The 12,901-nt window shown below is 53.8% G+C and carries 12 protein-coding genes, 1 tRNA gene and 1 pseudogene; 9 read left to right on the top strand and 5 right to left on the bottom strand.

Annotated features, from left to right (window positions below):
- Positions 1-92: 92 nt before the first annotated feature.
- Both GSP01_RS13515 and GSP01_RS13510 read right to left on the bottom strand, forming a co-directional pair.
- Entirely contained in the window at positions 93-527 is a 435-nt protein-coding gene (locus GSP01_RS13515) for a hypothetical protein (RefSeq protein WP_141354344.1), read from the bottom strand.
- Positions 528-604: 77 nt separating this feature from the next.
- Positions 605-883 carry a hypothetical protein gene (locus GSP01_RS13510; RefSeq protein ID WP_141354342.1) on the bottom strand — a complete coding sequence of 93 codons (279 nt, stop codon included), beginning with the start codon at positions 881-883 and terminating at the stop codon, positions 605-607.
- Positions 884-969: 86 nt separating this feature from the next.
- On the opposite strand from GSP01_RS13510, the gene GSP01_RS13505 reads away from it, so the two are divergent.
- From GSP01_RS13505 to GSP01_RS13475, 8 genes and pseudogenes are all read left to right on the top strand, one after another.
- Positions 970-2,130, top strand: coding sequence for an ABC transporter ATP-binding protein (locus GSP01_RS13505; protein WP_141354340.1), 1,161 nt, complete (start codon positions 970-972; stop codon positions 2,128-2,130).
- 169 nt (positions 2,131-2,299) lie between these two features.
- A complete protein-coding gene (locus tag GSP01_RS13500) occupies positions 2,300-3,367 on the top strand; it encodes an extracellular solute-binding protein (RefSeq protein ID WP_373320109.1) in 1,068 nt (355 codons plus the stop codon).
- Positions 3,364-3,771, top strand: coding sequence for a hypothetical protein (locus tag GSP01_RS13495; RefSeq protein ID WP_141354336.1), 408 nt, complete (start codon positions 3,364-3,366; stop codon positions 3,769-3,771). Before GSP01_RS13500 ends, GSP01_RS13495 begins: the two co-directional genes overlap by 4 nt.
- Positions 3,768-4,259, top strand: coding sequence for a YcgN family cysteine cluster protein (locus GSP01_RS13490; protein WP_141354334.1), 492 nt, complete (start codon positions 3,768-3,770; stop codon positions 4,257-4,259). Before GSP01_RS13495 ends, GSP01_RS13490 begins: the two co-directional genes overlap by 4 nt.
- Positions 4,260-4,263: 4 nt before the next feature.
- On the top strand, positions 4,264-4,947 hold the full coding sequence (locus GSP01_RS13485) for a M48 family metallopeptidase (protein ID WP_141354333.1): 684 nt from the start codon (positions 4,264-4,266) through the stop codon (positions 4,945-4,947).
- Positions 4,948-4,954: 7 nt separating this feature from the next.
- A tRNA-Leu gene (locus tag GSP01_RS13480) sits at positions 4,955-5,040 on the top strand.
- A 91-nt stretch (positions 5,041-5,131) separates the two neighbouring features.
- Positions 5,132-5,299 (top strand): annotated as a pseudogene (locus GSP01_RS15500) (DUF6538 domain-containing protein); the annotation flags it as partial.
- Between the two features lie 12 nt (positions 5,300-5,311).
- Positions 5,312-6,781, top strand: coding sequence for a tyrosine-type recombinase/integrase (locus tag GSP01_RS13475; RefSeq protein ID WP_228124002.1), 1,470 nt, complete (start codon positions 5,312-5,314; stop codon positions 6,779-6,781).
- Positions 6,782-7,076: 295 nt separating this feature from the next.
- Here GSP01_RS13475 and GSP01_RS13470 read toward each other — a convergent pair whose 3' ends face one another.
- A complete protein-coding gene (locus GSP01_RS13470; protein WP_141354329.1) occupies positions 7,077-8,777 on the bottom strand; it encodes an ATP-dependent nuclease in 1,701 nt (566 codons plus the stop codon).
- A 531-nt stretch (positions 8,778-9,308) separates the two neighbouring features.
- Between GSP01_RS13470 and GSP01_RS13465 the strand changes: the two genes are divergently transcribed.
- Complete coding sequence (locus GSP01_RS13465; RefSeq protein ID WP_141354327.1) at positions 9,309-10,682, top strand: hypothetical protein; 1,374 nt, start codon at positions 9,309-9,311, stop codon at positions 10,680-10,682.
- 230 nt (positions 10,683-10,912) lie between these two features.
- Here GSP01_RS13465 and GSP01_RS13460 read toward each other — a convergent pair whose 3' ends face one another.
- Positions 10,913-11,713, bottom strand: a complete 801-nt coding sequence (locus GSP01_RS13460) for a glycoside hydrolase family 75 protein (protein WP_167495561.1) — start codon at positions 11,711-11,713, stop codon at positions 10,913-10,915.
- Positions 11,714-12,058: 345 nt separating this feature from the next.
- Positions 12,059-12,463: a VOC family protein gene (locus tag GSP01_RS13455; protein ID WP_141354322.1), complete on the bottom strand. Its 405-nt coding sequence runs from the start codon at positions 12,461-12,463 to the stop codon at positions 12,059-12,061.
- Positions 12,464-12,901: the final 438 nt, after the last annotated feature.

The following is a 12,901-nucleotide window of genomic DNA, read 5'->3' as shown; positions in this document are numbered from 1 at the left end:
AAATAAGAGAAGAGTCGGTAGCTGGCGAAGTGCTTACGCCATTACACGGAGACTGACTATATGGCTTTGACCAATATCCGCAATAAAATGGCTTATTTTCTGAGACCGAACAAATTCCGCACAATGGCAAACAGACGGGCAATCGTGAAACGGCCGGCTGGTCCGAAGACCAACCCCGTCAGCGCCGCCATAGCTAGAGACTGCTTGAACTCGACCAACTTGCGGTCACGGCGGATACGCGCCTCAATCTCGACCGGATCCGGTATCGAGCGGGCTGCCAGAAGTCCAAAAATCACGACGAACAGAAGATCAACGCCGATCACACACAGGGCTGATTTCACATAGCTCAAACCGGCGACATCAATGAAAAACGCCCAAAGAAACCCGTGAAAAGAGATCGCCGTAAAGAACAGGAAAACTGCAGCAACAATACCATAGGCCACCCTGCGGCCGATTCGCATTGCAGAGCGGGAAAGGATCTGCCCCTGGGCTGAAAGGACATCCTGTCCGAGTTCGATAGGCTTCATGGAAAGTCGCTTGCCTCTTCTTCAGGACGGGGCCGGACGAGATGCCGCCCGTCCCCTGCCTGGAAAGAACCGGGCTGTTACTTGGAGAAACGGCCGGCAAGGAAACCGACAACAGCCGAAATCAAAACGGCTGCAATCGGACGCGCCCGCACACGCGTCGAAACATTTTCGATTTCATGATCCGTGATTTTACGGGCATTTGCAACGGCATGGTCCGTGCGGTCCGCTGCGTCGAGCAGAGCGGGGTTGATGCGGTTGTTCAGCAGTTCCTGCAACTGGTGCCGCAGACCGTCGATCTGAGCCTGCGTGGTCTCGGTTGCCACTTCAATGTTATCCTTGACGCTTTTACGGCTCATGTTCAAACCCCTTCTTGAATATCCGGTCAGATATATCCTGGCCTGATTTTGTTTCGCCTATAACGATCCATTCTCCCAGAGGTTGCATGTCAGGCCTGTCAGGCGTTTCCCGCATGGCTCCCAAGCAGAGGAGCGCCCGCCAGCCCCGCCCCAAGCCGGTGCTGGAAGTAGCAGGCCTGCGCGCAGCCATTGATGCGCCACCGGTCGACCTGTCGCTCCAGCCAGGCACGACACTGACCTTCTTTGGCAACCAACCTGCGGCCCTGTCGCGTCTACTGGATGTTCTGGCCGGTTTTCTGCCTCAACTGGGAGGGATCATTACGGTCAGCGGTAATGATGTCACTTCCCGCGCTCCGGCAGAGCGCCGGATGCGGATTGTCAGCCCACGGGATCCACTTTTCCCTCATCTAGACCTGCGCGACAACATCGCCTTCGGACTGCGCGCCAGTCGACAGAACAGAACCGAAGCGCGTGCCGCCGCAGGCCGCATGATCTCTCTTCTGGGACTGGACGGCATCGCCGGCCTACGCCCTGCGGAGCTGAGCCCCGAACAGTCCCTGCGTGCCAGGCTGGCCCGCGCCCTTGTTACGTCTCCGGACGTACTGCTTCTGGATGATCCGCTTCATACGCTCGATCCCCATGCCGCACGCCGCATCCCGATCCTACTGGGCACCCTCTCCCGCGCCCTGAATCTGAGCGTGATCCAGAGTGTATCGCGCCGCGAGGATGCCCTGCGCGGCGGGGGAGAAATTGCCGTCTTTCATGACAACCGGCTTTTACAATGTGCAGATGCCGCCCGTCTTTATGACCGTCCGGACTGCGTTGAGGTTGCGATTCTCTTTGGCGAGACCAACACCCTGCCAGGTCAGGTTCTGGGTATTGACGACGATGTGGCCCGTGTTCATCTGGCCTGTGGCGGTATCGTGGACGCGGTGGCTGCCGAAAATCTGACTGAAGGACAGGAATGTCTTGTCTGTGTCCGGCCCGACCGGATTTCACCTTTTTTCGGAGCCCAGGGCCTGGGCATGGACGAAGAGGGGGAGGCGCCCGTCCGCGGCATTCTGACCGACAGCACCCATCTCGGGAATCATATCCGCATGCGGGTCCGCTGCGCCGAAGGGACGGAAATCGAGCTGCGCCGCCCGCCACTTCAGGCCCAGAAAATCCCTGTACCGGGAACCGCCGTACAGCTCGCCTGGCCCGCTGCCCATGCGACAGCCTTTCCGCCCGGTACCGGGATGTATTAAAGTGTGCCCGTCCTGTCCGGACGACCGTAAACCGTTCCCTTTTCAGAAAACCCCGTCTTCCAAGGATCTTTCTGTTCTGACCCGATCCGCCTTCCCCTTGCGACATGTCTTCAAGACATCCGGTCAGGTCCCCCGCAAGAGTGGCCCTCGCCAACTGTGTCTCTGTGCCGTGCTACTTGTGTCGTTCCTGCAACCAGCTGCTCAGGCTGCATCCGCACGCTCGTCACATGATGCCACCGACATCGAGTCGTTTTTCACGTCTGTCGGACACGGCATCACCTCCGTCTTCATGCCGGGGTCCGCTTTTGCACATGGACATGAACACTCCAGGCACCGTCGCAGAACTGTCCGTCATCACGCTGCTACGCCCGTTATCCCCGAACCCGGCTTCGGCGTTCCAGAAGGCACGATTGCAGCGCATGCCCTCACCTCCAGTGACAACACACTGCGTCTGGTGGAATGGGACGGTCAGACGACAACGCTCCAGATCGGCTCTCATACCGCAAAACCTGCATGGATGGCCATTCTCGTCACGGGAACGCAGCTGACGCAGGCCTGCGCGGGTGGATGGGTCCACACACTGGACGACAGCTCCACCTGCGGCATTCCGGGCGGCGTCAGCGACCTTGCCCTGACCTGGGACCGCTCACGGATAGCAGTAGCTCCAGGCTGGCAGGATTTCTGGGACGTGGCGCGCCATCCGGGGCGGCGGGGCCTGCATTTCGGTGCCAGGACAACACTGGAAATCGCCCTGCTGGCCGATGGTGTCGCACCGCAGGACATCTATCCTACCCTTTCGACGCAGTCCGGTGTGGATCGCGCCTTCCGCAAGCTGGACCTGCTTCGCCCTTATATCGTGTGGTGGACGACGCCTGCCGATGCCGCACGCATCATGGAACAGAGCAGCGCCCTCATGCTAAGCGCACCGAGTACGGAAGTGACTAGCGTCAGTTCCCGGGTGCAGGCCGGGGCTGCGAGCTCGCTTTTCGTTGCCGGCACTCAAAACGTGCTGCGGACGCCGCTCTTCTGGACCATTCCCTCGAATGTTCCAGAAGACAGTGCCCACCGGACACTCGTCCAGCTCAAAATGCATTCTCCCCATCTGGAAGATATGCCCGGACCGGTTCCGCCGGGAAACACGCCAACGTTCCTGACTGTCAGCGACACGTTCTGGTCCCAGCATGGTGAAGCGCTCGAACAACAATTCGAAACACGTTTCGCCCCACAAACACCATGATATCGCTCGCATTACGGCTCAACCTGCCCGCAATCCTGACAGGACTTCTCGGGACCTGCGCCGTGATCGCGCTGCTCATGCGTGCGCTGCCCGCTCCGGTCGTGCGACGTCTCGGAGTGCTGCTGCTCTTGCCCGCCCCCGGACTGGCCCTTGCGCTGGCCAACATTCATTCCGATCTGGGCTGGCTGGAAGGCATGCTCATTGCGCCAGCAGTCGTCTTTCCAACTGGGGCGACCCTGCTGACCCTGCCGCCAGGCACAACACGTGCCGCCGTCGGACTGGGTGCCGACCTACCGACACGTCTGCGCCTGATCTGGTTTCCGCTCCTTCTACCATCCGCTTTTCTTTCCATTCTGCTCGCGGTTGTTTTCTGCACCGCCTGCGCCCTGTTGGACCACCCATGACTTCTCCCACCGTACCTTTCTGGCAAACCCTTTCTCTGGACCAGATGTCTTCCGAACAGTGGGAGTCGCTGTGTGATGGCTGCGGTCGCTGCTGTCTCAACAAGCTGCGCGACGAAGACACTGAAGAGGTCATTTACACAAACGTCGCCTGTCGCCTGCTGGACACACACACCTGCCGTTGTACCGACTACGCCGACCGCCAACGCAAGGTCCCCGACTGCGTGACCCTCACGCCGAAGCTTCTGGCCGAAATTGACTGGCTACCCCCCAGCTGTTCCTATCGTCTTCTACGCGACGGATTTGACCTTCCGAACTGGCATCCTCTGCGAACGGGCCATGAACAGGGCGTTCACAGTTCTGGTGCCTCGGTCCAGGACCGATGCATCAGCGAGCGTCGCGCCGGACCGCTGGAAGACCATCTGGAAGACTGGCCCGGGGAATGGCCAGACCGCTCTCCGCTCTGTCATGTGCTGAAACGCAAGGGCTGAGACCATGCTCCCCCCGACCGTTCCGCTCATCTGGAAACGTTCGACACGGGCTAGGCGCATTACGCTGCGGATCGAACCCGTCCGGGGCGAGGTCATCATCACGGTTCCGGAGCGCATGGACCGGGGCAGGGCACTGGCGTTCGTCCACCAGCAGACGGAGTGGATTACCAGCGCTTTAGCCGCTTTGCCAGAAAAGCAGCCGCTCGCTGACGGCTCAAAGGTCATGATCGAAGGAAGAAACATCCCTATCCTACATGAACCGATGGCCCGGCGCGGGTGCTGGCTGGATGCAGAAGGACTGCATGTCAGTGGAGAAGCCTCACACACGGAACGACGCATCCGCGATTTTCTTCAGGCCATAGCAAAAGAACGCCTGACACAGACCCTCCAAACCCATTCAACGAAAATGAATCTGCAACCTGCCCGTCTCGACCTACGTGATGTCCGCACCCGATGGGGCAGTTGCACACGCCAGGGACGCATCATGCTCAGCTGGCGATTGCTGATGGCTCCCCCGGAGATCCGCGATTATGTGGTCATCCACGAACTGGCCCATTTAAAACACTTCAACCACAGCCCTGCTTTCTGGGCCCTAGTCGACAGTTTTATTCCACAGGGCCGCAAAGGACGTCTTGCAGCGGAACTCTGGTTGAGAGAAAATGGTACCGCTCTGCTGCGCGCAGCATGAGGGGTGTGCGAGCTTGGCGGAATGGTAGACGCACGAGACTTAAAATCTCGAGTCCGCAAGGGCGTGCGGGTTCGAGTCCCGCAGCTCGCACCACTAACCTCTTGAAAAGACAGAGAAAAACACGCTTCGGCGTTAAAATGGGCGTTTGTCCCACAGTCTTTCCCATTCTGGGAGAGTTAGATGCATGCTGCGAATCGTCGGATCGCAATATTATTTCAGGCGTTCTGTCCCTCTGGACCTGCGTCCTTGGCTGGGTCGAGGCGAAGTCTCGCATCCCCTAAAAACCTCCAGTAAGCTTCTGGCACGACAAAAGGCGGCCTTGCTCTATGCTCGTACCGGAGAGTGCTTTGAGGAGATTCGGCGGATGACAACAGAGCCAAAATCAAAAGCCCTGACCGCCACTGATATCATCCGCTTTTACGAGCAGTTCGTGAAGGATTGGGAAAACTATCACAATGTCCGGCTGCAAGAAGAACAGACCAAGCACCGCCTTGAACTGGCCCAGCAGACGCTCCAGACGAAAGCTTACACGCAGCAGGTCGACATTTTTCTGGATGTCATTGCAGGGCACTTCGAACAGACCGACGCTTTCCTCACTGCTTTGAGGCAGACACAGGCACTGCATACGGCCGTCACGCAGACCCGCGAGGCTATGCTGCGTGATGAGATTGCGGGGCTTCGCAAACTGGTCGTCGATATCAAAGCCTCAGGCAGCGCTATCACGTCTGCGCCTGCCCTCTCTGTCGAAGAAGGGCCGGAAAGCGAACCGCTTCAAGCTTTGCCATCTCCGGCTCAAGTGAACCGTAAGAACGCCAAGTCCCAAACTATCAGCGCGATGGCTCAACGCTTTGTCCTGAATGACGCCAACAAGAGCGCAGACACGATAAAGGGTACGAAAACAACGCTCGACCTGTTCATTGAAGCTTTTGGCGACCTACCCGTTAATCAGGTAACGGGAACAACAGCAGGCGACTTTCACGATTTGCTCCTCGGCCTTCCCGCAACGCACGGAAAATCTAAGAACCGTCTTCCCATTCGGGACGCGGTAAAATCAGCGAAAGAGCAAGGGCTTGAAACGGTTAGCGGTAAGACCGTGAAGAACCATTTTTCTCGCTTATCGTCCCTCTGGTCCACGCTTGTGCAACGCGAAATTGTTCCCAAAAATCCATGGATGCAATGGTCTTTCAATACGACGAAGAAGACAGAACGCCGTTGTTGGAGCGATGAAGAGCTGGCCCTGCTCACAACAGCACAGTGGGAGCATCGTAGCATCTCCCGCAGGACTTATGCGGGGATGGTCAATGTCGCCCTTTATACAGGCCTGAGGCTGGGAGAAATCTGCAATCTGCGCAGCCAAGATATTGAGAATGTGCAAGGCGTGGCGTGCTTCTATATCCGCCCACATCAAGAGGACGGATGGTCTCCAAAATCTGCGGCGGGAACCCGGTTGGTGCCCATTCACTCACAGCTAATCAAAGCTGGCGTCATGAGCTTCCTTAAGCCCGACCAGTACTTCCTCTTCCAGGACCTGCCGACATCAAGCGATGGTGTGCGAGGAGCTGCGTTTGGGCAGGCGTTCTCAAAACTCAAAACGAAGCTCGACCTCCCAGCGGAAATTACATTCCACAGCTTCCGCCACACCGTCTCCACAAAGCTGCGCAATCAGAACGCCAGCTTCCGCGAGCTCTGGATTGACCGGGTGCTGGGACATGAGGCCTCACACCGCAGTCAGGGGACGATGAACTACACCAGTTCTATTGATGTGCAGAACCTGAAGAGCGTTATCGAAGCGCTGGAATTCCCAACATTCCAACTGGACATTCCGGAGAGCTGACGGCGGCTATGGGGGGGGGGAAGCGGAATGTCGGTTATTGGAAGAAGTTACTTGAATTCTGCCATTTTCAGCTTCCGCGTTCACAACAGTAAACGACCGGAATACGCCGTTCCAAGTAGGTTTAGGAATGACGGTTCACGCCAGAACAGGTCCCTCGTAAGTCCGGCAGATGCCGGTCAGCTACGCTCCCAAGTTGGCTGTTTAGTAGTGCAAATAGATACCTCAGTTGCAGACATTCGCTGCTAACCAAGCCAAACACCGGCGTTTGCTCACCATTCATTCAAAATACCTGCTATTAATAAAGATTCTCGCCTTGTTTTTTAAGGGATTTTTCGCAAACATCCAGTATTGGCCGCCAACGGTCAAACCATTCTTTAATATCTGAATCAACTGCCTTATTTTTAAACCAATTGAAGTATTGCTCTTTATTATTGTCTTTTACTTTAAACGGAAGGATTGCTCCGGCTGCATCCTCTGCATATCCCTCTAACCATCCTGGATGAGCAGCGCTTACTTCTTTGATCCACTCATCTGGCAATAGACCTTCAATCGCGAAACGATCTCTCACGATTGCAAAGTCTGCATTTGGTTGAAACGGGATACCTTTTCGGCCAAAAAATTGTTGTAAATCCTTTCGTGCTTTATCTCCGGCATCATCGCCATCGAGCAAAGAGATTGAAGCTCGTTCAGTTGTGATAAACTCGAATGTTGCCCGTAAAAATCCTTCGATTCCTTTAACGCCGCCATAATCGTGAATACTGAGGCCACTCGATAGGAGTGTAGGGAAATTTATTGACTCGGCTTCATTTGATCTCACGGCCTCGATAACAAAATTTAGATACTTTCGATCAGTTTGTCCTTCGACAAGGATATTAAATTCTGAAAAATTATAATAATCTGAAAACCTTACCCCGAGGGATGTTCGAATTTGCTTCGTGGCCTCGTGATAAGTTTTGAACGGACTTGCCTTCGTCCAACCTGCCTCTAAACTTACGCCTAAGATTTTTTCTGGGTCTTGAGGAACAAAGCCAAGCGAGTGGGTCGTCACAATTACTTGTGAATGGGCGGAGAGGGTTTTCAAAAGGCTCAGGCATTGAGTCGCCAGTTCTGGATGCAGATAACATTCCGGCTCCTCAAGAAGCCATAAAGGAAGTTTGCCATTTGATTTTTCCTGTTGGGAAATCCAGCAAAAGCTGCTTAACAAAACTGCAGACTGAATCCCCATACCTTTCTGAAACACGCTAGTCGTATTTGCATCTTTCAAGTTAAATTCGACGTTACGAAAAAAATCGCTCGGCGCTTTAGGAAGCTCAAAGGATGTTTTGAAAGAGCCAAGCCTGCCACTTTCCAAAACCTCATTGATTTCCTTGGAAGCCTGCATCAGGGCCATATCGAGCGCCGATAAATTTGGAGCTAGCACGTCGTACATCCGCTGAAACAAGTATGGCATGACGAGACCTTCATAAAGGTCACTAATACTTTTCTCTGATGGAATGTAGTGTATTGAGAATTTTGCAAGAATATTTTCAAAAAGTCGTTTTTCTAACCTGGAATAAGCTGCGCCATCACTTCCTTTTGGTCGCCTTACATTCGGAAAAACACGATAAACTGGGTTAGAATTTTCAGAAAAGGTAAGATACAAAACTATTTCTGCTTCTGATCCAGCGGAAACATCTAAAGTTGATCTAATTTGTTTAATTAGATCAACAGTATCACTATCTTCAAAATCACCAATTGTAATCTGTATGTTAGTACGAAGAGATTTTTCACCCCTGCATATGTCTTGATCGTAAGAATAATTTAATTTATTTTCATATCCAGTAAAAAATAACTGAATGGATTTCAGAGTATTTGTCTTCCCTGCATTGTTGGGGCCTACTAGTGTAATTAATCTGTCCAAAGGAAAGCTGAGCTCATCTTTGATGGTGCGATACCCTCGAACACTGATATTTTTAATCTGCAATTCAGCCCCCACAAACGAATGTTTCGTCGTCATTTTCTATGCTGCCTGCCCCAATCCGGCAAATGCAAATCGTTTAGCCAGAGAAACGCCAGTCGGTACGCACCACCCATTTAAATGTCAGCTATTTTACCTTCGTCTCTCCGAACCTGACAGTCTCCTACCGGTCCGGCCAGCGTATTCTGAGAATCGAACATCAGTGTTTCATGAATGGCAGGTGTAGGATGAGGACAAGCCGCTCCCAGCACAGCTTGCGATCGGCGGTTTTTGTCCCAAACGCGATCCTATGGCAGTTCGCCTGACAATGTCAGCTTTTGGGCGGACACCTTCACTATTTCAATGTCTGACATGCGGGCGACTGCTGTATGTCTGCTGATGGAAGCGGTAAGTAAGAAGCTGCCATTCACATGTATGATGCTTGGAAGCGCCATGCGCCTATTCGGTCATTGAATGGCTCATGTCGTCTACTTGGAGGCGGACATTCGCTGTGCCTCGCGAGCGGAGATAAGGTTTACAATCAGGAATACATACCAAATTTTAGTAAATTATCACAATCCGAGAAACATAATGAAGTCATATAGCAAAGTGCGTAAGCAGGATCTGGCAAAAAGTGCATTACAAAATTTTGTTATCACGCCCGTTCCTGATGCCATACTTGTCAATGACCAAGTGCAGCAGTGGCTACAAAAACACGAAATTTCCTTTGCAATAGATTGGCTTCATACTGGAGAAGCGCGGGGCTTTAAGCAAAGAGGCGTCAATGCAATCATCGAATTAACTTCAATTCTGATGGCAGAAGAGTCGACTTATCGACGCGGTACGAGGCCTGAAAGACTCGCAGTTCATGTCGCACATTCCATTGTCGCTACCTTCCAGAATTGCCTCACCACAGTACCGACGCCAGATCACGTTATGGCTATTGAAAAGGAGGTCAGGCAGCGCTTCGCGGCTAAAGTCGTCACCTGTACGCATTGCATTCCATGCCGAATTATCCCTGAGCACACATCTTCATTCTCTGTCGGACCGGTAAAATTTTACAGCCAAGAAGACTTGATCAAGCGCGAGAATATTTCCCAAGAGAATCCTCTTAACGAAATGTCCTACGGGCCGCTATTAGAATTCATGAGAAGTCAGTCTGCCTACTGGATTGCCGATGTAACTGTCGATGGCTTCGATGATGTAGCTGGATTGGAACGGGCCAATATTGCCATCGACCTTGCTCTCACTGCTGTCCAGATAGCGATCCCTTCCTACTATTCTCGCAGTATGGCTCGCCTTACGGATCGGACATTGCCAAGCAAAATCGGCAGCGTCACAAAGGTTGGTGGCAATGTCCGTTTTGGTTCGCAACGGTGCGATCCTGGACTTGGCTGTTCTGCAGGCGCATTTGATCAATTTCTAACGAAATCAATGCCTATACTGGTATCGATTGGCAATCGCGTCAGAGCCTACATCACTGACAACGCTGTGTTGCCCAAGCTCGATCAGAGTTGGAGCGATGCTGCCTACTGGCTCCATGAAGGGCTTATGGAGCCTCTCGACACCGTGGCAGTTACAAAGCTGGAAACAGCAATAGAAGTGCTTCTTTCGGCCGCAAGTGCAAAAAATAGTGGCTCTCGTCTTAAAGACGCATTTTCGTCTTTTTATGGTCTGTCGCCTGATTGTTCCTATCCGTCTGGAAGCGACTGGAAGGTGGAAGACGTTGTGAAAGCAATCGTTGAAAGCCGATCTCGGATACTTCACGGCACCTTATCGACGCTCACAGCTGACACCCTGGCTACCGACAACCATGGCGGGCGACGTGTGCTTGAGTCGTTGTGTATGGACCTGCTTGCAGCCACTTCACTGAAACTGGACGCGTACGCATCAACCACCGCACCAAAAGACAGCATCAAGGATTTTCTGCAATTCGTCTCGACCGAGCGAAAGCCCGCTACATGACCAGCTTCTCCTTTGCAGGCATCGTGTTCTAAACGTGCCATTCCTTTCGGTCCAATTCGATCACGAGACACCTTGCTGCTTACGTCCGCTGTGCAGAAAGCTGTTCAGCGGGACGTAATGTCAGGGATGAGGGCGGGAGCGGCCGTCAGCCATGCGAGACCCGGATGGTTATCCTAAGTGCGGAGTTATAGGCGGAGATTAGCCGGTCTGAGCCCGAAGCAGGAAACGTGTCAGCGGGCCTTGCAGGCTTTGAGCGCAGTAATGCCGCCCAAGGCGTTCAGGGCGGTTTCGCCCGCAATCTTGATCTCGGCGCGCCAGGCGGCTGAATCGAGTGTAGGGTGAGTGTGAGCGCCGGTAAGTGCCACCCAAAGGGTCCGGTCGCCAATGCCTCGCTTGGCACGAACCGTGCCATCTGCCTCGGTGACCAAGGGATCGTTCCCGAGGTCCTGATGCAGGCGGACGGAAGCTTCGCCTAGGGAACAGCAGTCACCATAGACGCCGTAGGCGAGCTTGCCGGTGCGCGGGCGGTAGACGGCGACGACATCCCCTGGTTTGAGGGAGTGTTTGGCCGCGTAAGTGTTGGAGAGGACCACATAGGGTATTTCGCGGGCGTTGGCGTAGTGGCGCTGGGAGCTGGGCGGTGTGCCGGGGATGGGCAAAGTGTTGATCGTCACGAAAGCCTTGCCCGGCAATGGGTCACCGGCAGACTGGATGATCGGCCGCTTCTTTGTATCGGTCAGGAAACCGACGATTTTGACCTTGCTATAATCGTCGGTGGCTTGGGCCTCTGCCCATTGCTGTTTGCAGAGCCCCTGCCAATTCGCCTGGTCGTTTTTCTGTGTGTGGGCCAGACCGCTCACGATGGCAAACACGCCGTCGCAGGTGCTTGACAAGCCGTGTCCATCGACGCGGTAGGAGTCAGGGGCGCCATCGGCATCGACCGCAAGCCCGTTTGTAGCGGTGCACTCCATGGTAGCCGCTGAGGCGGGAACAGAAGCCCACAGGAGCAGAGTAAGTATTAGGGGTCTCATGGCGGTCAGCCTAGCTCTTCGTTCTTGTTTTGCAATCACGGTTCGCGTTGTTGAAATAATTACAAGCGTCACTAAGACAGATTGCTTTGGCTGAAACGCACAAACCATGTAGATCGTCTACAACTGGAAGACTCTATGTCTGCTTCCTGCATTTCACTGCGGCAAACCGACCTGTCCGGTTCCGGCCCAAGCCGAGTGCTGTGTTACGATTTAAATCACGTCCGCTAATAGGAATACAGGTCGCCGTGCCCCATGTCCACGTTGCAGGCGACTGCCGCCTGTCTGATCCCGCACCGCAAATCAGACAGGTAGTTCAGATAACTCAGCCGCTCATGCAGGGAATTATTATAAGTTTTCCTGATACGCTTCTTCGGGGCGAACCGGCGTTAATGTCGTCACTTCGATAAAATAACCTCCCTTCGCCTGGAAGTAGAAGGTCCACGCGCCATGTGCATTGCGTGGAGCCTGCACCTCCCAGCCATCAGTGCTTAGACGCTGATGGAGAGCATCAACGTCCTCGCGAGACTTCTGTATGAAGCCAATGTGCAGGATGTCGAATTGCCTGGGATAATCGAAGCCTTCTAGCTTGTTGTCGAAATGATTGACGATCAGCACCAGCCCATCATTGTCCTGTAGGACGGCCATTGTGCTCCCACGTACAACGAGAGTGCGCAGGCCGAAATACTGTTCGAACATTACGCGATCAGCCTCAGTATCTTGGCTGTAAAGGTTGATATGGTTCAGCTTCATGACTGTGTCTTTCCGTTGGTGAGACGGACACGAGCCGGTCGCAATCTGGACAACGACGACCGACCACGGACAAGGCCAATCCTCGTCGTGTCCGGCCATGGCCAAGAGCTGATTTATTCGCTCAAGCGTGACTGTCTCCGGAGAGACCACAGGTTATCACCATACCTGCATCGCTGTCTTTTTAGGCAAAACCGACTTTGCTGACGCGGACAGCAGCGGTCAAGCCGCATCTTGAGTCATGTTCGTAGCGTAGAAACCTATTGAAGAACGAAAATGATCAATATGAAGACGTCAGCAGTTGCATGCTTTTCCTATGGAGATAGAGAAGAGTTTGGTAACGTCTTCTTTCGCAACGGCATGATCTGAGGCAGTCGAGTGACATCAGAACCCGGCGATACCGGCGCATCCCTTTCATAAAAACGCTCCAGCTTCCTCAGG

The sequence above is a fragment of the Gluconobacter sphaericus NBRC 12467 genome, assembly GCF_006539125.1.
Lineage (GTDB): Bacteria > Pseudomonadota > Alphaproteobacteria > Acetobacterales > Acetobacteraceae > Gluconobacter > Gluconobacter sphaericus.
The sequence above is the reverse complement of the archived record's forward strand: the minus strand, read 5'-3'. Positions and strand labels throughout refer to the sequence as shown.

Excerpts from the sequence above, each read along its gene's own strand:
- GSP01_RS13490 (WP_141354334.1), top strand. The coding sequence starts at position 3,768 with ATGACTTCTCCCACCGTACCTTTCTGGCAAACCCTTTCTCTGGACCAG.
- GSP01_RS13495 (WP_141354336.1), top strand. The coding sequence starts at position 3,364 with ATGATATCGCTCGCATTACGGCTCAACCTGCCCGCAATCCTGACAGGA.
- GSP01_RS13475 (WP_228124002.1), top strand. The coding sequence starts at position 5,312 with ATGACAACAGAGCCAAAATCAAAAGCCCTGACCGCCACTGATATCATC.
- GSP01_RS13510 (WP_141354342.1), bottom strand. The coding sequence starts at position 883 with ATGAGCCGTAAAAGCGTCAAGGATAACATTGAAGTGGCAACCGAGACC.
- GSP01_RS13465 (WP_141354327.1), top strand. The coding sequence starts at position 9,309 with ATGAAGTCATATAGCAAAGTGCGTAAGCAGGATCTGGCAAAAAGTGCA.
- GSP01_RS13470 (WP_141354329.1), bottom strand. The coding sequence starts at position 8,777 with ATGACGACGAAACATTCGTTTGTGGGGGCTGAATTGCAGATTAAAAAT.
- GSP01_RS13455 (WP_141354322.1), bottom strand. The coding sequence starts at position 12,463 with ATGAAGCTGAACCATATCAACCTTTACAGCCAAGATACTGAGGCTGAT.
- GSP01_RS13515 (WP_141354344.1), bottom strand. The coding sequence starts at position 527 with ATGAAGCCTATCGAACTCGGACAGGATGTCCTTTCAGCCCAGGGGCAG.
- GSP01_RS13485 (WP_141354333.1), top strand. The coding sequence starts at position 4,264 with ATGCTCCCCCCGACCGTTCCGCTCATCTGGAAACGTTCGACACGGGCT.
- GSP01_RS13460 (WP_167495561.1), bottom strand. The coding sequence starts at position 11,713 with ATGAGACCCCTAATACTTACTCTGCTCCTGTGGGCTTCTGTTCCCGCC.
- GSP01_RS13505 (WP_141354340.1), top strand. The coding sequence starts at position 970 with ATGTCAGGCCTGTCAGGCGTTTCCCGCATGGCTCCCAAGCAGAGGAGC.